Annotated in this window: 16 protein-coding genes and 1 pseudogene; 6 read left to right on the top strand and 11 right to left on the bottom strand. The window is 69.3% G+C overall.

Features of this window, described 5'->3' with window-relative positions:
• Window positions 1-19: 19 nt before the first annotated feature.
• Window positions 20-508 (bottom strand): hypothetical protein, encoded by a 489-nt coding sequence (locus AC069I_RS26560; protein ID WP_478224838.1) that lies wholly within the window; start codon window positions 506-508, stop codon window positions 20-22.
• Between the two features lie 122 nt (window positions 509-630).
• Between AC069I_RS26560 and AC069I_RS26555 the strand changes: the two genes are divergently transcribed.
• Window positions 631-3444, top strand: a complete 2814-nt coding sequence (locus AC069I_RS26555; protein WP_478266604.1) for an AfsR/SARP family transcriptional regulator — start codon at window positions 631-633, stop codon at window positions 3442-3444.
• 20 nt (window positions 3445-3464) lie between these two features.
• Here AC069I_RS26555 and AC069I_RS26550 read toward each other — a convergent pair.
• A pseudogene (locus AC069I_RS26550) lies at window positions 3465-4358 on the bottom strand (MFS transporter); the annotation flags it as partial.
• A gap of 224 nt (window positions 4359-4582) precedes the next feature.
• Between AC069I_RS26550 and AC069I_RS26545 the strand changes: the two are divergent.
• Window positions 4583-5515 carry a LysR family transcriptional regulator gene (locus AC069I_RS26545; protein ID WP_478224840.1) on the top strand — a complete coding sequence of 311 codons (933 nt, stop codon included), beginning with the start codon at window positions 4583-4585 and terminating at the stop codon, window positions 5513-5515.
• Here AC069I_RS26545 and AC069I_RS26540 read toward each other — a convergent pair.
• From AC069I_RS26540 to AC069I_RS26505, 8 genes are all read right to left on the bottom strand, one after another.
• On the bottom strand, window positions 5496-6293 hold the full coding sequence (locus AC069I_RS26540) for an alpha/beta fold hydrolase (RefSeq protein ID WP_478224841.1): 798 nt from the start codon (window positions 6291-6293) through the stop codon (window positions 5496-5498). The genes AC069I_RS26545 and AC069I_RS26540 overlap by 20 nt on opposite strands.
• Window positions 6294-6364: 71 nt before the next feature.
• On the bottom strand, window positions 6365-7513 hold the full coding sequence (locus tag AC069I_RS26535) for an epoxide hydrolase family protein (protein WP_478266603.1): 1149 nt from the start codon (window positions 7511-7513) through the stop codon (window positions 6365-6367).
• A gap of 221 nt (window positions 7514-7734) precedes the next feature.
• On the bottom strand, window positions 7735-10077 hold the full coding sequence (locus AC069I_RS26530) for a polysaccharide lyase 8 family protein (protein ID WP_478266602.1): 2343 nt from the start codon (window positions 10075-10077) through the stop codon (window positions 7735-7737).
• A gap of 104 nt (window positions 10078-10181) precedes the next feature.
• Window positions 10182-11642: an aldehyde dehydrogenase (NADP(+)) gene (locus AC069I_RS26525; protein WP_478224844.1), complete on the bottom strand. Its 1461-nt coding sequence runs from the start codon at window positions 11640-11642 to the stop codon at window positions 10182-10184.
• A gap of 14 nt (window positions 11643-11656) precedes the next feature.
• Entirely contained in the window at window positions 11657-12802 is a 1146-nt protein-coding gene (locus tag AC069I_RS26520) for a hypothetical protein (RefSeq protein WP_478224846.1), read from the bottom strand.
• 4 nt (window positions 12803-12806) lie between these two features.
• Window positions 12807-14063: a glucarate dehydratase family protein gene (locus AC069I_RS26515; protein ID WP_478224847.1), complete on the bottom strand. Its 1257-nt coding sequence runs from the start codon at window positions 14061-14063 to the stop codon at window positions 12807-12809.
• Window positions 14064-14065: 2 nt separating this feature from the next.
• Complete coding sequence (locus AC069I_RS26510; protein WP_478224848.1) at window positions 14066-15010, bottom strand: 5-dehydro-4-deoxyglucarate dehydratase; 945 nt, start codon at window positions 15008-15010, stop codon at window positions 14066-14068.
• 46 nt (window positions 15011-15056) lie between these two features.
• A complete protein-coding gene (locus AC069I_RS26505; protein WP_478266601.1) occupies window positions 15057-16568 on the bottom strand; it encodes a sodium:solute symporter family protein in 1512 nt (503 codons plus the stop codon).
• A gap of 154 nt (window positions 16569-16722) precedes the next feature.
• On the opposite strand from AC069I_RS26505, the gene AC069I_RS26500 reads away from it, so the two are divergent.
• Window positions 16723-17535 carry an IclR family transcriptional regulator gene (locus AC069I_RS26500; RefSeq protein ID WP_478266600.1) on the top strand — a complete coding sequence of 271 codons (813 nt, stop codon included), beginning with the start codon at window positions 16723-16725 and terminating at the stop codon, window positions 17533-17535.
• A 36-nt stretch (window positions 17536-17571) separates the two neighbouring features.
• Entirely contained in the window at window positions 17572-18396 is an 825-nt protein-coding gene (locus AC069I_RS26495) for an NAD-dependent epimerase/dehydratase family protein (protein WP_478224851.1), read from the top strand.
• 87 nt (window positions 18397-18483) lie between these two features.
• On the opposite strand, the gene AC069I_RS26490 is transcribed toward AC069I_RS26495, so the two are convergent.
• Entirely contained in the window at window positions 18484-18972 is a 489-nt protein-coding gene (locus tag AC069I_RS26490) for an HIT family protein (protein ID WP_478266599.1), read from the bottom strand.
• A gap of 191 nt (window positions 18973-19163) precedes the next feature.
• Here AC069I_RS26490 and AC069I_RS26485 point away from each other — a divergent pair, with 191 nt between their 5' ends.
• Together AC069I_RS26485 and AC069I_RS26480 are read left to right on the top strand one after the other, a co-directional pair.
• Window positions 19164-19715: an AAA family ATPase gene (locus AC069I_RS26485; protein WP_478266598.1), complete on the top strand. Its 552-nt coding sequence runs from the start codon at window positions 19164-19166 to the stop codon at window positions 19713-19715.
• Between the two features lie 221 nt (window positions 19716-19936).
• Window positions 19937-21373, top strand: a complete 1437-nt coding sequence (locus tag AC069I_RS26480; protein ID WP_478266597.1) for an amidase — start codon at window positions 19937-19939, stop codon at window positions 21371-21373.
• Window positions 21374-21392: the final 19 nt, after the last annotated feature.

Raw genomic sequence — 21392 nt, 5'->3', positions numbered from 1 at the left:
TTACCACTCACGACCTCCCTCAGGGCAGCACGTCGGTCACGGTGTCCTTGATGACCAGCCACTTGCCGTGCTCACGCACCAGCGTCAGGCTGATCGTGTAGTGCCGGTCGATGTTCTGCGACGGAGCCTTGTAGTAGGCGTCGAGGATCGCGTAGCCCATCTTGCAGTCCTCGACGACGGTGTGGGTCACCGTCCACGGCATGCTCCACTCGTACGGGAGCTTGAACTGCACATCGACCACCGGGTCCACGTTGGCGTCGTAGCCGATGATCGTCTGGCCCTTACGGCCGATGGTGACCATGTTCTGGTGGATGATCGCCCGGTAGCGGGCCTCGTCGCGTTTGTTGAAGCTGTCCATGTCCTCCCAGACCGCGCGGTCGAACGCGCGCTGACAGACCTGCCGCTCCGTCTCCGCCCGTTGGTCACTGGCCACCGCCGCGGCGGGCACGCCGATTCCCGCCGCGGCCACGACCAGCCCGGCCAACGCCGCGTAATACCGCTTGCGCATGGGTTCTCCTCATCACGTCCCGTATTCCGTCCTCAGCAGGTTCGCCGGACGGCGCATCACAGCTGCATCACTTCCGCACCGGCGCGGGCGGGCGGCCGGTTAACCTCGCGGAAGGGGGTGCGATGGAGTTTCGGATACTGGGTCCGGTGCAGGTCCGCGGCGGCGCGCGGGCGCTGAAGCTGGCGGGCTCACGGCAGGAGCGGATCCTGGCCGCGCTGCTGCTCGGCGCCGATCGCGTCGTCTCGGTCTCCCGGCTGGTGGACGTCGTCTGGGACGAGGATCCGCCCGCCACGGCCACCCGGCAGATCCGCAATCTCACCACCGCGCTGAAACGCGCACTCGTCGCCGAGGGCGCCGACGACGACGTCCTGACCGCCGAAGGCCCGGGCTTCGTCCTGCGCCCGCGCCCCTTCGATCTGCGCACGTTCGAGGAGCACGTCTCGCGCGGCGAGTTCCGTGAAGCACTCGGGTGCTGGCACGGCCCGGCTCTGTCCGGTGTGGACAGTATGGCGCTGCGCGGCGAGGCCGAAGAACTCGACGAGCGTCGTCTGTCCGTTGTGGAGCGTTGCCTCGACGAAGAGATCTCCGCCGGGGAGGACACCGTCGCCGAACTGACGGCGCTGGTCGCCGACCACCCGCTCCGGGAGCCGTTCGCCGGGCTGCTCATGCGCGCGCTGCACCAGCAGGGCAGGCAGGCCGACTCGCTGAACGTCTACCGGCAGGCGCGGACGCGGCTGGTGGAGGAACTCGGGATCGAACCCGGGCCGAAGCTGCGCGAACTCTACGAGCGGATCCTCCGCGACGAGCCGGAGTACGGCAAGACCCGGTGCTTCCTCCCTTACGACGTCCCGGATTTCACCGGCAGGGAAGCCGAGATCGGCCGTCTGCTCGACACCATCCGGCTCGGCCGCCCGGTGGCCGTCGACGGGATGGCCGGCGTCGGCAAGACCTCGCTCGCCGTCCACGTCGCGCACCGGCTCGCCGCCGATTTCCCCGACGGGCAGCTGTTCGTGGATCTGCACGGGCATTCCCCCGCCCGTGAACCGCTCTCGCCCGAGGCCGCGCTCGAAGCCCTGCTCGGCCAGCTGGACATCCCGGCGAGCAGGCTCCCCGGCGGCGTGGAGCGGCGGGCCGAGCTCTGGCGCACCCGAACGGCGGGCCGGTCACTGCTCGTGGTGCTCGACAACGCCGCGAGCGCCGAACAGCTGAGACCATTGGTGCCGGGTTCCGCCACGGTCGCGCTCGTGGTCACCAGCAGGCGCCGGCTGGCCGCGGTCGACGGTGCCGCGTCGATCAGTCTCGAAGTCCTGCCGGACGAACAGGCGGGCGCCCTGTTCGCGGCGGCGTCCGGACGACCCGGCTCGGGCGTGGCCGCGTTGTGCGGGAACCTGCCGCTGGCGATCCGGATCGCGGCGGCCCGGTTGCAGAATCGTCCGCGATGGACCGTGGAGACCCTGGCCGAACGGCTGGGATCCGAACACGACAGGCTGGCCGAGCTGAAGGTCGGCGGACGCGACGTGGCCGCGGCGTTCGCACTGTCCTATCGGGAGCTCGACACCGCGCAGCAGCGCATGTTCCGTTTGCTGGGGCGGAATCCCGGCACCGACATCGGGGTACCCGCGGCGGCCGCGCTGGCCGGTACCGGCGAGCACGAGGCCGAACGGCTGCTGGAGGACCTGCTCGACGCCCACCTGCTCAGGCAGCCCGCGCTCGGCCGCTACGCGTTCCACGACCTGATCGCCGAGCACGCCCGCACCGTCGCGCGCGACGAGGAATCGGGTCCGGCGATGACCAGGCTGCTCGATCACTATCGCGACGGCGGCGGCCCCGGCTGGTACCGCGAGGAGCGGGCGAACCTGGTCGCGGTGACGCGCCACGCGCTCGACACCGGTCTCGACGAGTACGCCTGGCGGATCGCCGAGGACACCACGGAAAACCTTCGGGAATGCGGGTATCTCGACGAGCTGCTCGCCGTGGCGCGGACCGGGGTCGCCGCCGCCCGCCGGATCGGGGATCCGCACGCGGTCCAGCTGAGCCTGGCGAGCCTCATCCTGGCGTTCTGGGAGAACGGCCGGCTCACCGAGGGGATGGACTGCGCCATGGAGCGGCTGGACGTCGTCCGGAGATCCGGCGATCGCGCGGCCGAAGCGATCGCGCTGTCCCGGGCGGGCGCCCTGCACAGCATGCTCGGCCACTACGCCGAAGCGATCCGGTTCTACCGGGACGGCCTGGCTGTCGCGGACGGCAACACCGACGCCGCCGCGACGCTGTGGACCAACCTCAGCAACACGCAGGAGGTCCTCGGCGACTTGGCCGACGCGCTGGAGTCGGCCCGGCGGTCGGTGGCGCTGCGCGAGGACGACCGCGGCACGATCCTGAGTTCGGCCCAGCTCGGCCTCGTCCTCGCCCGGCTCGGCCACTTCGACGAAGCCTTCGCGACCATCGAGCGTTCGATCGACTCATCGCGGGAGCTCGGGTACCTGTTCGGCGAGGCGTGGAGCCGGATCGACCTCGCCGACGCCCTGCTGCTCGCCCATCGTCCGGGCGACGCGCGTGAGCAGGCCGGACGCGCGTGCGCGATCCTCACCCGGCTCAACCATCCGCTGTTGCTGGCCATGGCGGCGAACAGCCTCGGAACCGCCTGCCTCGCGGTCGGCGAGACGACGACGGGCCTCGGGCAGCACCGGCTCGCGCTGGAAACGGCGAGGCGGATCGGCTACCGGCTGCAGGAAGCCCGCGCGCTGGCCGGGTTGGGGCAGACCCGCGCCGCACGAGACCACTACGCCGCGATGGGCCTGCCCACCGAACCCACCAGCAGGGAGACCAGGGCGAGCGCCGCCGTACTCCACAGCAACGGCACGACACCCGCCCCCTCGACGACCAGGCCGCCGACGAAAGCGCCGAGGGCGATCGAACCGGTGAACACGCCGACGTAGAGACCGGTGACGTGCTCGACGCGATCCGGCGCGAGGGCGGTCATCCACAGTTGCGCGCCGACCGACAGTCCGCCGTAGGCCATCCCCCAGAGGGCGATCGCGACCCAGGCGATGAGCGTGGAGGCGCCGAAAAGCGCCAGAAGCCCGAGCGCGACCGCGATACCGGACGCCAGTAGCAGCACGGTCGGCCGAGGCCTGCGCCCGGCCGCGGCTCCGGCCACGAAGTTGCCGATCAGCCCGAACACACCGTAGACGAGCAACAGCGACGCGATCGCGCCCGCCGGCATCCGGGGCAGTTCTTCGAGGACCGGACGCACATAGGTGTACGCGGCGAAGTGCGCGGTCACCAGCAGCACCACCACGGCGAGGCCGGTGACCACGGCGGGACGGAACAACGAGCGGTGCCGTCCGGTGCCGGTCCCTTCGACGACCACGGGACGGCGTAGCTCGGGCAAGGCCAGCAGCAAGGCGGGAACGAGCAGCGACGCGCACACCGCGAGCGACCAGAAGGCCGCGCGCCAGCCGAAAGCGTTCCCCACGAACGTGCCCAACGGCACTCCGAGCACCGAGGCGACGGCGACGCCCCCGACGGTGAACGAAACCGCCAGTGCGCTGTCGCGAGCCGTGACCAGCCTGACGGCCACGGCAGAAGCCATCCCCCAGACCGCGCCCATACCGACACCGAGCACGATCCGCGCGACCATGAGCAGCCCGAAATCGACGGCGATCGCGGTCAGCCCGTTGCCGACGGCCAGCACCGCCACGGCCGCGGCCAGCACCCGGCGGCGGTCGAGATCCCCGAGCAGCCGCGGCACCACGGGAGCGGTGACCGCCGAAACCAGACCGGTGACGGTCAGGCTGAGACCGGTCGCGCCCGCGGAGACACCGAGACCGTCCGCCATCGGGGTGAGCATCCCGACCGGCAGCATCTCGGAGGTCACCACCAGGAACGTGCTCAGCGTCAGCACGCCGACGGCGGCCCATCGCGGCAGGGAAGTCCGCTCCGGAAGGACCGGATCCGGGTGAGAGACAAAGGAACTCATGCCGTCCAGCCCATCACCGCGCGGCACCCGGAACAACGACGCTTTCCTCATCGATCGATGAGTCAGGCTCATCGATCCGGTGTTATCGTCCGAGTATGGGTGACGCGCTTCCGACCATGCACCAAGCGCATCTGCAGCAGATCGAATGCCTGCTCACACTGGCGGAGGAACTGCATTTCGGGCATACGGCAGAGCGGCTCGGCTACTCGCAATCGCGAGTGAGCCAGCTCATCGCCACGCTGGAGACACGGGTCGGCGCGCGACTGGTCGAGCGCACCAGCCGCAAGGTCGGGCTCACCCGCGTCGGCGCGCAGTTCGTCAGGGAGATCCGGCCCGCCTACCGCGCGCTGCTCCGCACCTTCGAGCGCGCGCGTGAGCGGGCGATGCGCGGCGCCGTCGAAGAACTGCGGGTCGGGTTCACCGGCATGGTCTACGAGGAGGTCACTTCGATCTTCCGCGCGCTGCGCGATCGGCACGGCGTGGCCGTGCACACCCACGACGTCCCGCTCGGCTCACCGTTCACCGCCGTGCTCGACGGCGAGATCGACGCCGTCATCGCCGAACTCCCGGTCCACGAACCCGAGCTCACGGTCGGCTTCCGGTTCCCGCCGCAAGACCAGTACGTGATGGTCGGAACCGGTCACCCCATCGCGGAGCGCGAGTCGATCGATCGGGAAGATCTCGCGAAACTCGACCTGCTCCACCGTGCCGGCGACGGCCCCGGCTACTGGAAGGCCGCGCGCACCCCGCCCGCCACTCCGTCGGGAACGCCGATTCCCTCGACCGCGGGGATCACGACCGTCCAGCAGGGAATGGCGCTGGCGGCGTCCGGGATGCACGCGATGCTGGTGTGCCGTCCGTTGACGGAACAGCACACCCGCACCGATCTGCGCTACGTCCCGGTCCGCGGCCTGGAAGCGTCCAGTCAGCTCGGTCTCGTCTGGCGGACCGGCCACGTCAGCCCGCCACTGACCGCGCTGGCCGAACTGCTCGAACAGGCCGAGCCTGTCAGCCGAAAAACTCGCTGAGCAGATCGCGCAAGCTGTCCGGCTGGTGGAGGACGCCGTGGTCCTGCCCCTCGACGGTGGCGTACCGCGCGCCGGGGACCGTGTCGGCGACCGCGCGGCTGCCCGCCCGCATCCAGGCGTCGCTCTCCCCACCGTCGATGACCAGCGTGGGCACCGAAATCTTCGCCAGCCTTTCCGCGGGCAGCACGTTTCCGGGACCGCAGAGCGCGAGGTCGTAGGGCAGTGTGTGGGCGAGTCCGGTGAACCACGTCCAGAACGCGTCGTCCCGCATCCCTTTCACGACCTCGGCCGGGGTGGCCGTCCCTTCGACCAGGAAGAGCTCGGCCGCGCCGTCGCGGTCGCCGTCGGCGATCAATGCCCGGACGCGGTCGAAGAGGTCGGGCGCGGGCCGCGTACGGCTGTCGTCGACGACATACGGCGGCTCGTACACGGCGAGGCTTGTCATGGCGACGCCTCTGGCCGCCGCCTCCAGCCCCAGCACGGCACCCGACGAGTGCCCGAACACCGCCGCCGAACCACCGACGTGCTCGACCAGCGCGGCAAGGTCCTCGACCTCGCGTTCCACCGAATAGACCGCGCCCGCGCCGCTGTCGCCCCGCCCTCGCCGGTCGTAGGCGATCACGGTGAAGTGCGGGGCCAGTGTCGCGGCCAGGCCGGCGACGGTCGTCCGGTCGTTGAACGCGCCGCCGACCAGGATCACCGGCGCGCCCTGTCCCGTGCGCTCGAAGGCGATCGCGGTGCCGTCAGCCGAGGTCACGGTCTCGAACGAGGTGGTCATCAGGTTCCTCCATGGGGTCGCTCGCACTTTAGCTTCGTCCCTGGGTCGGAGCCGACGACCACCGCTCGACATCACTTCGCGAGGTTTCCGAAGAATTCGCGGAGTTCGGTCACCACGTCGTCCGGGACGGCCATCGCGACCATATGGCTCGGGCTCTCGTGATCCGCCCAGCGCACGATGTCGTTCTTGCGGGTGGCGATCGTGCGCAGCGCGGACGGTCCGCCGTGGGAGACGCCGGTCGGCACCACGGTCTGGTCGATCGGCATCGCGGCCGCTCCCTCGTAGTACGGCCACAGCGAGGTGCCGCCAGTCCCGGTCAGCCAGTACAGCGTCGCGTTGGTGAGCAGCAGGTCGCGGTCGATCGGCTCGGCGGGCGCCGCGCCTTCGGGCCAGCCGTCGAACTCCTTGAACCGTTCGACCAGGTACGCCAGCTGCGCGACCGGCGAATCGAGGAAGCCGAAACTGAGCGTCTGCGGCCGGTTCGACAGGTACGGCGCGTATCCGCTGCCGCCCGCGAAGCGCTCCAACAGTCCCGCGAGATCCGCCTGATCCCGTTCGGTGAGCCCCTCGAACTCGGCAGGATCGCCGGTCGGCACGCCGAGTCCGGAGGTGATGTGCGAGCCGATGACATGCTCGGGCACGTGCACCGCGAGGCAGGGCGTCACCAGCGCTCCGGCGTCGTTCCCGTGCGCGCCATAGCGTTCGTAGCCGAGACGGCTCATCAGCTCCGCCCAGGTCCGCGCCACCCGCGCGATGTCCCACGGCCGCTCGTCGGCCGGCTCGGGAAACGGGGAGAAGCCGAAGCCCGGCAGGGACGGCGCGACGACGTGGAAGGCGCGCGACGGGTCGAGGCCGTGGGCTCGCGGATCGGTGAGCGGTCCGAGGACGTTCAGGAACTCGGCGATCGAATTCGGCCAGCTGTGCGTCATGATCAGCGGGATCGCGTCCGGCTCCGGCGAGCGGACGTGCAGGAAGTGGATCCGATGTCCGTCGATGGTCGTGGTGTACTGCGGAAAGTCGTTGAGCCGCTTCTCGTACGCGCGCCAGTCGTAGCCGTCTCGCCAGTATTCGGCGAGGTTCTTGAGGTACGCGACCGGGACGCCCCTGCTCCACTCGGCACCGGGCAGCGCCGACGGCCAGCGGGTGCGGGCCAGCCGGTCGGTCAGGTCGTCCAGATCGGACTGCGGGATGTCGATGCGGAACTGCTCGATGTCGGTCATGAGATGACCGTAGGGACCATTCAGGTCAGAACGTGACCTAAATGACAGTCGGCCGGGGATCGTCGGCACGATCGAGTCAGAGGCAGGAGCGGGCGCGTCCGGCCGTGAAGGCCTCCTTACCTACCCTGAAGGTAGGTAAGGGGCCCTTCACGGACCAGCCTGAGATTGACCGCGGCCGGGAATCCCCACAGGTGCCGACCTGACGCATCGCATTAAGTCCCCTAAACGCGGACGACCTGCGTGGCGCCGAAGGTGTCCTTCACCGGCACCTCGACGGTCTTCCGCCGCACGGTCACGCTCAGGACGTCCTGCCGCTGCGTCGGGTCCGAAACGGCCATCCGCCAGCCGTCGCGGGTCCGGCCGAGCGCCACCGACGCCGGACCGGACACCGACACCTCGTCGACGGAGCCCGCGGCGAAGAAGTTCGCCAGCAGGGTCGCGTCCCACAGCCGGACGGCCTGCACGGTCGCGGTGTTGGACCGCACACGCCACGACCAGGCCGAGGCGATCGTCTCCAGCACCGACGCGGTGGGAAGGACAGCGTAGGCGTAGCTCGCGTTCGACGGCTTGGCCCCGTGTTCGATGACCAGCTTCTGGTAGCGCCGCGTGTACGGCACCGTGGTGCCCTTGGTGTTGGCGCCCTTGTCGATGTCGCGCCAGGTCCCCGTCCGGTCCTCGCGCAGCGCGGTGACCTCGGCGTCGTCGAGCAGGACGTAGCCGCCGACCTTCTCCAGATGTAGCCATCGCTTGCGCCGCAAGGACTCCGAGCCGTCGACGAGATGGCCATCGGCCAGCAGGACACCGGAGCCGTTCTCGCCGAGGTTGCGGTTCTCGATCGTGGTGCGGATCCGCTCACCGGAGGAGTCGGTGATCCCGGCGCCGAGGCACAGCACCCCCGACGGCGTGAAGAACCACGACTTCTTCGCGGTCAGTGTGCCGTCTTGGGAGATGAAGTCGAGGGCGTGCGCGCCGTGCCGCGCGTCCCAGCGGACACCACCGCAATGATCCTTGCTCGTCAGCGGCACCGACTCCAGTTTCGGGGTCGGGTCGGTCTTGGTGGTGGTGCCCGGGAGCAACAGCGGGTCGACCGTCGGCCAGTAGGCGTCGGTGAAATGTCCCTTCGCCTTGGGCAGGAACAGATACAGCGAACCGTCACCGACGTACCAGCCGTGCAGGTTCATCGAGTTGATCGACTCGTACCGCGAAATCCGGGTCGAGGCGACGCCGAGCGAGGCCGACCAGCCTTCGGTGATGTGCACCATCCGGTCCTGCTGGCCGAACACGCGATGCGCCGCGACCGTCCGCGCCGGCCGGATCTCGGTCGCCAGCAGCTCCTGCGCGAACTCGATACCGGGGATGCCGACGAGGTCCGGCCCCGGCGCGAACCGTTCGGGATCGGGAATTTCAAGGTACGGCGCGAAAGTGTCTTCGGTGATCCACTTCGCGGCGAGGCCACCGAGCTCTTCCTTGCGCTTCCCGCTCGCCGACCGCGCCAGCAGGACCACGGCGCCGGTGAGCTGGTGCCCGATGTCGTACGCGGATTCCCCTTGCCTCGAAAGGAACCGGCCGCGGACCGACTCCATCATCGCACCCGCGTAGACGAATGGCGCGAACGTGTCGGAGACCAGCGCGTACGTCGCCTCGCGCACGTCGGCGGGCAGTGCGAACTCCGTGCCCTTGGTGACGTGGATGGCGGACGCGACCGCGGTGAGCAGGATGATCCCGTAATGCCCGGGATACGGCACCGAGTCGTGCTGCAGGAACGAGCCGTCGGTGTGGAAACCGTCGCCCGCCGCGCGGTGGAGTTTGGCGATGACACTTGCCGCTCCCCCGCCTTCGACGTCGGTGAACGCGCCGACGCCCCGCTTGATCCGTTCGACGTCGCCGAGCATCGCGCCGGAGACGATGGAGATCGTCGACTTGTCCGCACGGTTGGCGCCGGTCTCGACGACGCTCGGATTGTTGGTGCGGCGGTTCGGATCGCCGGAGAACTTCAGCACCGGCTTCAGGTACTTGGCGAGTTCGTCCTCGGTCAGTTCGTCGGCGACCGTCGCGAGGATGTGCAGCAGGTAGAGCGGGATGCCGATCTCGTAGGTGTACCAGTTGCCGATCTCGGCGGTCTTCTCGCTGTACTGATCGCTGGTGTACAGCAGTTCCAGCGCGCCCTTGATCCGGGCGAGCACGGCGGGATCGCCTGCCAGCACGCCTCCCGGGGTCCCCCAGTTGACCGCGATCGCGCGGAGCCGCGCGTACATCGACGTCGTGAACTCGCTGCCGGGACCGAGCGGAAGGTCTTTCCACAGTGGACCGCCGCCGACCGTCATGCTGTCGTGGTAGGCCTTCGCGACCCGGTCCAGGTTCGCCAGCGCGGCGGTGCGTTCCGCCGAGGGCCGGTTGATCCCGATCTGCAGTTCGCGATAGCCGGTGACGATGGGGGCCGAACCCGGAGCCGCGGGCCGCGCTGACGAAGGGCTCGCGAGAGCGGTCGTGAGCGCCACCGAAGCGGCCGCGGCCGCGCCTCCCCTCAAAGCCGTTCTCCTGTCGAAGTGACCGAATCCGGACATGACGGTGCCTCCCAAGGGGGTCGAGACGGGATCAAGGGCGGCGGCGGGTGGTGGGTCTCGTGAGTGGTAAGGACGGTTCTAACCGTCCTTACCACTCACGAGGTTTACTGGCGTTTCCCGTCGATCCTGCGGGGCAGGTCCCACGGGTTGTTCTCCTGCAACGGTTCCGGCAGCAGCGTGTCGGGGAAGCCCTGCCAGGCGATCGGTCGCAGGAACCGCTCGATCGCGGCGGTGCCGACCGAGGTGCTGGTCGGCGCGGTGGTCGCCGGGTAGGGACCACCGTGTTCCTGTGCCCAGGTGACCGTGACCCCGGTCGGCCAGTCGTTCCACAGCAGACGACCGGCGACCCGGGTCAGCGACGGGAGCACCGGGCGGATCCAGTCCACATCGGACTCTTCACCCTGGATGGTCGCGGTGAGGCCGGGTTCCATCACGCCGAGCAGGCTGATCAGTTCGTCCTGATCTGCGTAGGTGACGATCAGCGACGCGGGGCCGAAGCATTCCTCGCGGACGGTGTCGGCGTCGGCCAGGAAGGCCTTGGCGGTGGTGGCGAGCAGGGTCGCACCGTGCGAGATCCCTTCCGCGCCAACGGATTCCGACAGCACCTCGACACCGGCGACGTCGCTCAGCTTCGCCAGCCCGTCGGCGAATCCGGCCGCGATACGCTCGTTGAGCATCGGCTGCGCCGGGATCGCCGCGACGGCCTCGCGCAGCGTGTCTTCGAGGCCGTGCCCCTCGGGCAGGAACAGCAGCCCCGGCTTGGTGCAGAACTGGCCGGCACCGAGGGTGAACGAACCCGCGTAGCCCTTGGCGATCGCTTCACCGCGCGCGTCGATCGCGGCCCGCGTGACGACGACTGGGTTGACGCTGCCGAGTTCACCGTAGAACGGGATCGGCGACGGCCGCGAGGTCGCGATGTCGAACAGCGCGCGCCCGCCCGGCACCGAACCGGTGAACGACGCCGCCTGGATCCTCGGGTCCTTCAGCGCCGTGACGCCGTTCTGCTGGCCGTGGATGACCGCGAAGATCCCTTCCGGCGCACCGGCCCCGACGAGCGCGTCACGCAGGACCTCACCGGTGCGGACGGACAGCTGCGGGTGCCCCGAGTGCGCCTTGAGCACGACCGGGCAGCCGGCGGCCAGCGCCGACGCGGTGTCCCCGCCCGCGACACTGAACGCGAACGGGAAGTTGCTGGCGGCGAACACCAGCACCGGTCCGATCGGGGTGAGCAGCCGCCGGATGTCCGGCCGCGGCCCCATCGGCCACGCGGCATCCGCGTGGTCGACGGTGGCGCCGAGGAACGCGCCGTCGGCCAGCACTTCGCCGAACAGGCGCAGCTGGAACGTCGTGCGCTTCAGCTCGCCCTGCAGTCGCGGCGAGGCCGGGAGATGGGTCTCCCGGTTGGCCAGCGCGATCAGCTCGTCGGCGGCGGCGTCGAGGGCGTCCGCGGCCGCGTTGAGCCATCCGGCGCGCTGGGCTGGGGTCGCGGCCGCCGCCGTGCCTGCCGCATCGGCGGCGGCCGCGAGGATCTGTTCGAGCGTGGCGGGATCCGTTGCCTGGCTCATTTTTCTTGCGTCTCCTAGAGTTCTTGCGCGGCGCTGACGGCGGCGATGAGATCCGTCCAGCGCCCCGGGCCGGCGAGGCCGAGGTGGTACAGGTGCAGCTCGGTGGCGCCTGCCTTGCCGAGTTCGATGGTGTAGGCCTCGATGTCGGGTACCGGGCTCGCCGCCACCGCGGTGATGTAGCTGCCGACGGCGACCTTCTCCGGCAGTTTCGCCCGTGCCGCCGCGACGGCGCCCACGCTGGGCCTGCCGGGTGCCCAGTTCTGCAGCACCACCGCGTCGACGTCGTCCGGGGCCGACGGTGTCAGCCCCGGCAGCGCGCCGGTGACCCACGGGTCCATCGCGCCGTGCAGCACGATCCGGGGCCCGGACGGGATCTTCGCGAGCACCTCGCGCCGGAGGGCGTCGGTCGCCCGCTGCCGTGTGTCGAGCAGGACCTGCCGCAGGGTGGGCAGGATCTTGTCCTCGGTCGTACGGAGGTCACCGCTGTCGATCAGCCGCCGGACCTCGGCCCGCAGCTTGCCCAGCGCCTTCGCCGGGTCCTGCCCCGCCGCGGCCCATGCGTCGAGACACGCGTCGCAGCAGCAGATCGAGAGCAGCCGGGCCACCGCGGGCGACCAGACGCCGTCGGTCTTCTCGTGCTGGTGCTGGTGCACGGCGCCGAGCGGACCGCAGGCCTCCAGGATGACCGTGGCGAAGTCGAGCCCGGCGAGGCTTTCCGCAGTCACGTTCGCCGCGTACTCGCGGACCGCGGGCTGGCCGGGGCACAGCGCCCACGGGTACCGCTCGCCGAAACAGTTGCGCACGGTGAAATCCGGGAACTCCGTGCCCAGCTGGGAGTTGTGCGTCAGCACGAGCCACGCGGCCGCCGGGACACCCGCCTCGTTCAGCATCCGGACGGCGTCGCCCGCGCTGTCGCGGCTTTCGACCCAGTCCGGTTCGGCGGGCTTCAGCTCACCCCAAGCCTCCTCGCGCACCGGCCGGTACAGCGCCGCGTGGCGCGCGACGACCGAGGTGCGCTCGGGCGACCAGGGCGTCGCCGCGCGGGCGCTGTGGTACGACACGGCGACGGCGACCTCGTCGACGCCGAGCTCCCGTACCCGCTCGACGAAGCCGGGATCGTCGACGACGTCCCAGGGGTAGGCGTATCCGGTGACCTTCACCTCGTCACCACCGTGCCGTGTTCGGTTCGAAGCTTCCGACGAACTTCCGCATATAGGTCACGTCATCCCGTTTGGTCTGTCCACTTCGGACATAGTCTTCATGGGCCCGCGCCAGCGCGTCGGGGTCGAGTTCGACCCCGAGCCCCGGCTTGTCGGGCACCGCGACCGCACCGTCGACGAACTCCAGCGCACCCGGGGCGATGACGTCGGCCGTCTTCCAGGGCCAGTGGGTGTCGCAGGCGTAGGTCAGGTGCGGCGTCGCCGCGGCCACGTGCACCATAGCGGCCAGACTGATCCCGAGATGACTGTTCGAATGCATGGACAGCCCCACGTCGAAGCATTCCGCCGTGGTCGACAGGGCTTGGGTGTCCCGCAGGCCACCCCAGTAATGATGGTCCGAAAGTATTACGCCGACCGCTCGCTGCCGGAACGCCGGCTCGATGTCCGCGAAGCGCACGACGCACATGTTCGTGGCCAGCGGCATGTTCGCCTTCTCCGCGACCCGCGCCATGCCTTCGATGCCCGGCGTCGGGTCTTCGAGGTACTCCAGGACGCCGTCGAGTTCTTCGGCGACCCGGATCCCGGTCTCGACGGTCCACGCCGCGTTCGGGTCGATGCGGAGAGGGTGGTCCGGGAACGCGTTCGCGAGCGCGCGGATCCCGTCCATCTCCTGGTCGGGCTCGAAGGCGCCGCCCTTGAGCTTGATGGAGCCGAAGCCGTACTCCTCCACCATGCGGCGTGCCTCGCCGACGAGCGCCTCCGGCGTGGTCACCTCGCCCCACGAGTCCTCGTCGGCACCGATGTGGGCGCCGAACTTGTAGAACAGGTAGGCGGAGAAGTCGACGGCGTCGCGCGCCTTGCCGCCGAGCAGGTCCACCACGGGCCTGCCGAGATAGTGGCCCTGCGCGTCGAGCGCGGCCACCTCGAACAGCGAGTACACGCTGGCGACGGTCTTGCTGACGGAGAAGCCGCCGGTGAGCCCGTGCGCGTCGGCGAAGACGACTTCGCCGAGGGTGGTGGCGACCTTCCGGCGGAGGCCGGGAAGGTCGAACACGTCATGTCCCTTCAGTTCCGGGAGCACCTTCCGGACCTGGTCGAGGAACGCGAGGTCACCGTAGGACTCGCCGAGGCCGACCACACCGTCCTCGCAGATCAGCTGGACGACACCGCGCAGCGCGAAGGGCTCGTGCACGCCCATCGCGTTGAGCAGCGGGGGGTCGGCGAAGGCGACCGGGGTCAGGACGACGTCGAGAACCTTCATCTTCAGGCACCGGCCTCGACGGCCTTGAGGACGGCGAACCCGTCGTCGATGATCTTCTCCAGGCGGGCGATCTGGTCCGCGGCGGGCTCGACCAGCGGCGGCCGGACCGAACCGACCTTGTCACCCCGCAGGCGCGCGGCGGCCTTGACCAGTGACACGGCGAAGCCCTTCCCTTCGTCCCGCAGCGCCACCAGCGGCAGGTAGAACCCGGCGAGCAGCGCCTCCATGACGGCGTCGTCGTTCTCCGCGAGCGCACGGTGGAAGCGGGCCGCGATCTCGGGGGCGAAGCAGTGCACTGCCGAGGAGTACCGCGCCACGCCGACCGCGGCGTAGGCGCGCGCGGAGACCTCCGCCGTCGGAAGACCGTTGAAGAACAGGAAATCCCGGGCCCGGTCGGTGCCGACGGAGCGGATCGTGGTGATGATCCGGCTCATGAGTTCGACGTCGCCGAAACCGTCCTTGATGCCGACCACCGACGGGATGCCGAGCAGTTCCACGGCCGAGTCCGGGGTGAACACGCCGGTGGAACGGTGGTAGACGATCACCGGGATCGAGGAGTCCCCGACGGCGTACCGGACGTGGTCCACCAGACCGGACGGCGGGCCGGTCACCAGGTACGGCGGCAGGAGGAGGACGCCGTCCGCGCCACCCGCCTCCGCCGCCGCGATCCCGGCACGGGCCGACGCCGCGCCTCCGCCCGCGCCGACCCACACGGGCACACGCCCGGCGACGACCTCACGAGCCTTGCGCAGGATCGCTGCGTGCTCGTCCGGGGACAGCGAGCTGAATTCGCCCGTACCGCAGGCGACGAACAGCGCACCGGCTCCGGCGGCCACGTGGCTCTCGACGGTTTCCGCGAAGGCGTCGAGGTCGAGTTCCAGCCCCTCGGTGAAGGGGGTCAAGGGGAACGCCAGTAGGCCGTCGAGTTCGATCTTGGGCTGTGCCATGGATTTCTCTTTCGTTCTTTGTGGATGGTCCCGGGTACGGGCCCGGTCAGGCGGGCACGGTGGTGCCGTCCTGCGACTTGCGGGGTAGGACGTCGTCGTCGCGGTCGATCGTGCCGATGAGCTCGTCGGTGGAGGCCTTGCGCTCGGGCATGAGGTAGCCGAGCCCGATGAACAGCCCCAGCGAGACCAGGATCGGGGTGGACACGGTGACCGCGAGGGTGGCGTTGTAGCCGTAGTAGGCGATCGCGTAGGCGATGAGACCGCCCGCCCACGAGATCAGCGCCGCGCGGGAGCCGGACCGGCGGAACCACGGGAGCATGCCGAGCAGCAGCGGCACCGAGATCGGGCCCATCAGGGCCGCGACCCAGAGCACCACGATCCCGAGCACACCGCCGAGTTTGGGGGCCTGCGTGGCGACCGCCATGGTCAGCACGATGAAGATCGCGGTCGTGATACGGGCGGCCAGCAGACCCTGCGCTTCGGTCCACCGCCGGGTCTTCTTGATCAGCACCGGCAGCATGTCGCGGGTGATGACCGCGGAGATCGCGTTCGCGTCGGACGACACCATCGCCATCGTGTGGGAGAAGATGCCTGCCAGCACCAGCCCGATCAGGCCCGGCGGCAGGAAGGTCGTCGTCATGATCGCGTAGGCGTTGTCCGGGTTCTCGATGTTCGGGATCAGCAGCGGTGCCGCGAACATCGGGAACATCATGAACAGCGGCCACACCAGGTACAGGATCGAGGAGAGCCGTGCGCCCCGGCGTGCCGCGTGCGTATCCGGCGCGGCCATGTAGCGCTGCGCCAGGTTCCACATACCGCCGTTGTACTCCAGTGTCTTCACCAGCACGTAGACGAGTAGCACTACGGTGGTGAACTTCGACGTGGTCGGGTTGAGGTGGCTCGGCGGGAGGTCGCCCCACATCGTCCACAGACCGGAGACGCCGCCGAGTTTGCCCAGCACCACCCAGAGCATGGCGATGGCCGCGATGGCCTGGATCACGAACTGGCCGAAGTCGGTGAGCGCGTCGGCCCAGAGACCGCCGACGGTGCAGTAGACCAGCGTGACCGAACCGGTGATGATGATGCCCCAGGTGTAGTCCACCCCGGCGAAGACGTTGAGGATCGTGGCGATCGCGAACCACTTCGCCGCGATGTCGAAGATCTTCAGCAGGCTGCCGCTCCACGCGAGCGCCTGTTGCGTCGGGACGTTGAACCGCCGCGCGAGGTACTCGAGCGGGGACGCCACCCCCAGCTTCGACCGGAGCCTGTTCCACCGTGCGGCGAACAGCCAGCTCCCGATACCGACACCGATGCCGATGCTGGCCATGCCCCAGAAGTAGACGGTGATCCCGCTCGTGTAGGCCACGCCCGCGTAGGCCACGAACAGCACCGCGCTGTAGCCGGACATGTGATGCGAGATCCCGGTCAGCCACCAGGGCATTCGGCCCCCGGCGGTGAAGAAGTCCTTCACATCGTGGATCCGCTTGTGCGACCACCAGCCGATCACGACCATCAACGCGAAATACGCGCAGACCATCGCCCAGTCGAGTACGTGCACCGTTGACTCCTCTCCGCGTTCACGAAGGCCCAGCCCGACCTGTTCACATCCATGAACGGAGTCTGTTATAGTGATTATGTTCATCCATAAGAACGCTGTTCGGGACGCTAATATGGCCGGAGTCACAAGTCAACGGCCGGATGGAGGAGCGCGGATGCCACAGCAGGAAGCCGCTGTCACAGTGGCGAACGGCGCGCCCGCCGCCGAACCCGCCGGGGTCAAATCGGCCCGGCGGGCGATCGACCTCATCGAGACCTTCGCCGCGAACGACGTTTGGCTCTCGCTGTCGGATCTCCACGCGCGGACCGGATTCCCCAGGTCGAGCCTGCACGGGCTGCTCCGCACCCTGCTCGAAGCAGGCTGGCTGGAGGTGGACACCAACACCGCCCGCTACCGCCTCGGTGTCCGCGCGCTGATCTGCGGCACGGCCTATCTGGACCGCGACCCGGTCGTCCCGTACGCGACCGAGGCGCTGGAGCGGATCCGGGAGAAGACCGGCTACACCGCGCATTTCGCGCGCCGCGAGGGCACCGACGTCGTCTACCTGGAGACGCGCGAGTCACGGCACTCGACGCATCTCGTGTCCCGGGTCGGCCGCACGCTGCCCACCCACGCGACCGCGCTGGGGAAGGCGTTGCTGGCCGAGCTGACGCACGCCGAGATCGACGGGCTCCTGACCGGAGAGCTGTCGGCGCTCACCCCGAACACCATCACCACCGTCGAAGCGCTGCACGCCGAATGCGCGAAGACCCGCGAACGCGGCTATGCGGCGGAAATCGAGGAAGGCAGCCTCGGCGTCCGGTGCGTCGCGGCCGTGATCCCATACCGCATCCCCGGCACCGACGCGATCAGCTGCTCCATGCCGGTCACCGAGGTCACCGACGCCGATGCCCAGCGCGTCGGCGAACTCCTCGCCGAAATCACCGCGGAACTCGGCCAGCAACTGCGTCGCGCCGGCATCCGCTGATCATTCCCTACTTTCTTTCACTGACAAGGGGTTCACATGGCAGACCAGCGCGTCCTGATCACCGGCTCGGCGGGCATCGTCGGCACCCTGATGCGGCCGCGGCTGCGCCGATCCGGCCGGGTACTGCGGCTGCTCGACCTGGCTCCGCAGCCCGAAGCCGAGGCCGGCGAGAGCGTCGAGCTGATCACCGCCTCGGTGACCGACCCGGAGGCGATGGCGGAGGCGTGCGCCGGTGTCGACGCGTTGATCCACCTGGGCGGGCACAGCCGCGAGAACTCGTGGGAAGCCACCCTCGACGTCAACATCAACGGCACCCATACCGTCCTCGAAGCCGCGCGAGCCGCCGGTGTGCCGCGCGTGATCCTGGCTTCCAGCAACCATTCCGTCGGCTTCCGCCGCAACGACGAAGCGGGCGAGCACGGCCTCCCCGCCGACTCCACGCCCCGGCCCGACACCTACTACGGCGTCAGCAAGGCGGCCATCGAAGCGCTCGGCAGCCTGTACCACTCGCGGTTCGGCATGGACGTGATCGTCATCCGGATCGGCTCCTGCTTCGAAAGCCCGCTCGTCCTCGGCCCGCGCGGCCTGACGACCTGGCTCTCCCCCGACGACGGCGCGCGCCTCTTCGAGGCCTGCCTGAGCTACCCCTCCCCCGGCTACCGGCTGATCTGGGGCGTCTCGGACAACACGCGCCGGGTCTACTCGCTCGCCGAAGCCGAGGCCCTGGGCTACAAATCGCTCGACAACGCGGAGACCTACGCCGACCAGCTGGCCGACCTGCCCGCGCCGACCGGGGTCGCGGCGGAGTACGTCGGCGGACCGTTCTGCACCGCGCCACTGGGGGCGCACAACCCGCTCTGAGCCGGGCTTTTCTTGGTTCACGTTGCGTGACGGGTGTGTGGAAAAAGAGACGTTGAGTGTCCCTATTTCCACACACCCCCCTCGCGATCAACCGGTCAGGCGGTTCCCGAGACGGCGCGCGAGGTCTGCCAGGTCGTCTTCGGGGATGTCCAGGTAGCCGCGCGACGGGTCGAACACCGCGGTCTGCTGCTGCTCGTAAGGGACGCCAGGCGGTAGAGGCGCGAGGTGCCAGTGGACATGCCTGTTGGCTTGTTGACTGCCCAAGGACAGCACGTACAGCCGTTCGATCGACAGCAGAGCACTCAAGGCGCTGCCCGCGCGGTGCACGAGTCGCTGGATGGCCAAGTACTCGTCGACGGTGAAATCGCCGATCACGTGTTCGCGATGTTCGACCGGGGCTACGAGGAAATGCCCGAACACAGAGGGGAAACGGCTGGCGAAGACCACGCCGTCGGCGTCCCGGTACGCGACGTGATGAGGATATTCGGCGTTGCCGGCGAGAATTTCGCAGACGAAGCAGGCTCTGCGGGCGAGATCGAGGTACTCGTCGGCCTGCCACGGAACACGATCGGTCATGCTGTCCAGGTGTACCCGCCTTCGTCTCTTAGGGCCTGCTCGGTCTCGGCACCAGGCCGGCTTCGCGCCGAACCCGGGTCCGGTCGACTACCCCGATGGCGCCGCAGCCGGGCCACCCGCGCTGGAGCGGCGAGCGCTGATCGACGGCTGAACGTCCGCTGTACGGCCGGACGAAGACGTAGGGTCGCGTCATGGCGCGTCTGATCCACCTCAACGGCCTCTCACGCGTGGGAAAGTCGACTCTCGCCCGCCGCTACGCCAACGAACACCCCGGAACGCTCGCGCTCGATCTGGATGTACTCGCGGGGTTGATCGGCGGGTGGCAGGAGAATTTCTTCGCGGCTTTGGAGCTCGCCCGGGGCCACGGACGGGAGTTGGCCACGCGGCACCTGCGCCATGGACACGACGTGATTCTCCCGCAACTGGTGACCGTTCATGATCGCGATCCGGATCCGGCCTTCGAGGCGGCAGCCCGCGCGGCCGGAGCCACTTACCTCGAAGTGGCCCTCCTCATCGACGACCGCGAGCATCTGCGACGCGTGCGCGACAAACGTCCGATCAACGCCGTCGAGGCACGGCTCCAGGCGGTGCTGGAAGATCCCGATTCCGACCTGATCGACAGGATCCGCGGTCACCTTGATGAGTATCTGGCCAAGCGCCCGCACGCGATCCGGCTCGACACGACCGGCGCCGGGGAAGACGAGTCATACGCGCGCCTTCTGGAAGCACTCGACGCGACATAGGAGACTGAGCGCTTCAGCGCTGATCAGCCAACGCGAATTGAGACGTCCATCCCGTTGCACAAGGCGGAATTTCATGGCCCGCACAGGCGGAGTCGGCCCACTTTCAGCACCGTGACCTGCGCCGATCCGCCTACGGCCGCAGAACGAGTCCACGAACGGGCCTTTCTGTTGCATGACTCGGAATTTCGTGCCCCCGACGACACGCCGATAGCGTCGAATTCATGGAATCGACCTTTCAGACGGCCGAAGAAATGATTGCCGCGTTGCGCGCCGGTGCGGTGACATCGGCGGAACTGACCGGCGAGGCGATCGCCCGGATCGAGCGCGACGACGAGGTGATCAACGCGATCTGCGTGCCGGACTTCGACCGCGCGCGGGCCGCCGCGCACCATGCCGACCGGGCACGGGCGCAGGGTGAGGACCGGCCGCTGCTCGGCGTCCCGGTGACGGTCAAGGAGTCGTACAACATGGCCGGGCTGCCCACGACCTGGGGCATGCCCCCGCACCGGGACCACATGCCCGCCGAGGACGCGGTCCAGGTGTCGCGGCTCAAGGACGCGGGCGCGGTGGTGCTCGGCAAGACCAATGTGCCGCTGGGGTTGCAGGACATCCAGAGCTTCAACGAGATCTACGGCACCACCGTCAACCCGTGGGACCACGATCGGACGCCGGGCGGGTCCTCCGGCGGGTCGGCGGCGGCACTGGCGTGCGGGTTCGGCGCGCTGTCCATCGGCTCCGACCTCGCCGGCTCGCTGCGCACCCCCGCGCATTTCTGCGGCGTCTACGCGCACAAGCCGACGCTCGGACTGGCGGCCGTCCGCGGCATGGTCCCGCCGTCCGAGCCTGCCTTCCCGGCCGACTTCGACCTCGCGGTCGTCGGTCCGATGGCGCGCACCGCCCGCGATCTCGCGCTCCTGCTCGACGTCATGGCCGGACCGGACCCGTTGACGCACGGCGTGGCGCACCGTTCGGCACTGCCGCCCGCCCGCCACGAGCGGCTCCGCGATTTCCGGGTCTTGGTCCTCGACGACCATCCGCTCATTCCGACCGGGTCCGCCGTGCGAGCGGGCGTGCACCGGGTGGTCGACGCGCTCGTCGACGGTGGCGCCCGCGTCGCACGGCGCAGTCCGCTGCTGCCCGATCTGACCGAGGCCGCGAAGCTCTACATGGAGTTGCTGATTTCGGGCTCCGTCGCGCGTTTCCCCATCGAATCGCTCGAGCGGCTGCGGGCCGGCACGGACGACCAGAGCCTTGACGCCGTACGGCTGCGCGCCATGCTGTTCAGCCATAGCGACTGGATGGAGGCGGACAAGCGTCGGCAAGTCCATCGCCATGGTTGGCGGCGACTGTTCGCCCAGTTCGACGCCGTGGTGTGCCCGATCACGCCGACGCCCGCGTTCCCGCACGACCACCACCCCAATCCGATGGCACGGCGCATCGCCATCGACGGCGTCGAGTACCCGTACTTCGATCAGCTCGTCTGGGCTGGCCTGGCCACCATGCCCGGCCTGCCCGCCACCGCGATACCCACGGGCCGGTCCCCCGAGGGCCTGCCGGTCGGGGTGCAGCTCATCGGTCCGATGTTCGAAGACCGCACCCCGTTGCGACTGGCCGAACTGCTCGAGCAGGAGATCGGCGGCTTCCAGGCACCGGAGTAGCGGCGTGCGCTACGTTGCC

This window comes from Amycolatopsis sp. NPDC043885 (assembly GCF_056435685.1).
The sequence above is the reverse complement of the archived record's forward strand: the minus strand, read 5'-3'. Positions and strand labels throughout refer to the sequence as shown.

Coding starts and splice junctions, on each gene's coding strand:
- AC069I_RS26555 (WP_478266604.1), top strand. CDS start 631: ATGGAGTTTCGGATACTGGGTCCGGTGCAGGTCCGCGGCGGCGCGCGG.
- AC069I_RS26535 (WP_478266603.1), bottom strand. CDS start 7,513: ATGACCGACATCGAGCAGTTCCGCATCGACATCCCGCAGTCCGATCTG.
- AC069I_RS26530 (WP_478266602.1), bottom strand. CDS start 10,077: ATGTCCGGATTCGGTCACTTCGACAGGAGAACGGCTTTGAGGGGAGGC.
- AC069I_RS26480 (WP_478266597.1), top strand. CDS start 19,937: ATGGAATCGACCTTTCAGACGGCCGAAGAAATGATTGCCGCGTTGCGC.
- AC069I_RS26495 (WP_478224851.1), top strand. CDS start 17,572: ATGGCAGACCAGCGCGTCCTGATCACCGGCTCGGCGGGCATCGTCGGC.
- AC069I_RS26560 (WP_478224838.1), bottom strand. CDS start 508: ATGCGCAAGCGGTATTACGCGGCGTTGGCCGGGCTGGTCGTGGCCGCG.
- AC069I_RS26490 (WP_478266599.1), bottom strand. CDS start 18,972: ATGACCGATCGTGTTCCGTGGCAGGCCGACGAGTACCTCGATCTCGCC.
- AC069I_RS26510 (WP_478224848.1), bottom strand. CDS start 15,010: ATGGCACAGCCCAAGATCGAACTCGACGGCCTACTGGCGTTCCCCTTG.
- AC069I_RS26485 (WP_478266598.1), top strand. CDS start 19,164: ATGGCGCGTCTGATCCACCTCAACGGCCTCTCACGCGTGGGAAAGTCG.
- AC069I_RS26515 (WP_478224847.1), bottom strand. CDS start 14,063: ATGAAGGTTCTCGACGTCGTCCTGACCCCGGTCGCCTTCGCCGACCCC.
- AC069I_RS26540 (WP_478224841.1), bottom strand. CDS start 6,293: ATGACCACCTCGTTCGAGACCGTGACCTCGGCTGACGGCACCGCGATC.
- AC069I_RS26500 (WP_478266600.1), top strand. CDS start 16,723: ATGCCACAGCAGGAAGCCGCTGTCACAGTGGCGAACGGCGCGCCCGCC.
- AC069I_RS26545 (WP_478224840.1), top strand. CDS start 4,583: ATGGGTGACGCGCTTCCGACCATGCACCAAGCGCATCTGCAGCAGATC.
- AC069I_RS26525 (WP_478224844.1), bottom strand. CDS start 11,642: ATGAGCCAGGCAACGGATCCCGCCACGCTCGAACAGATCCTCGCGGCC.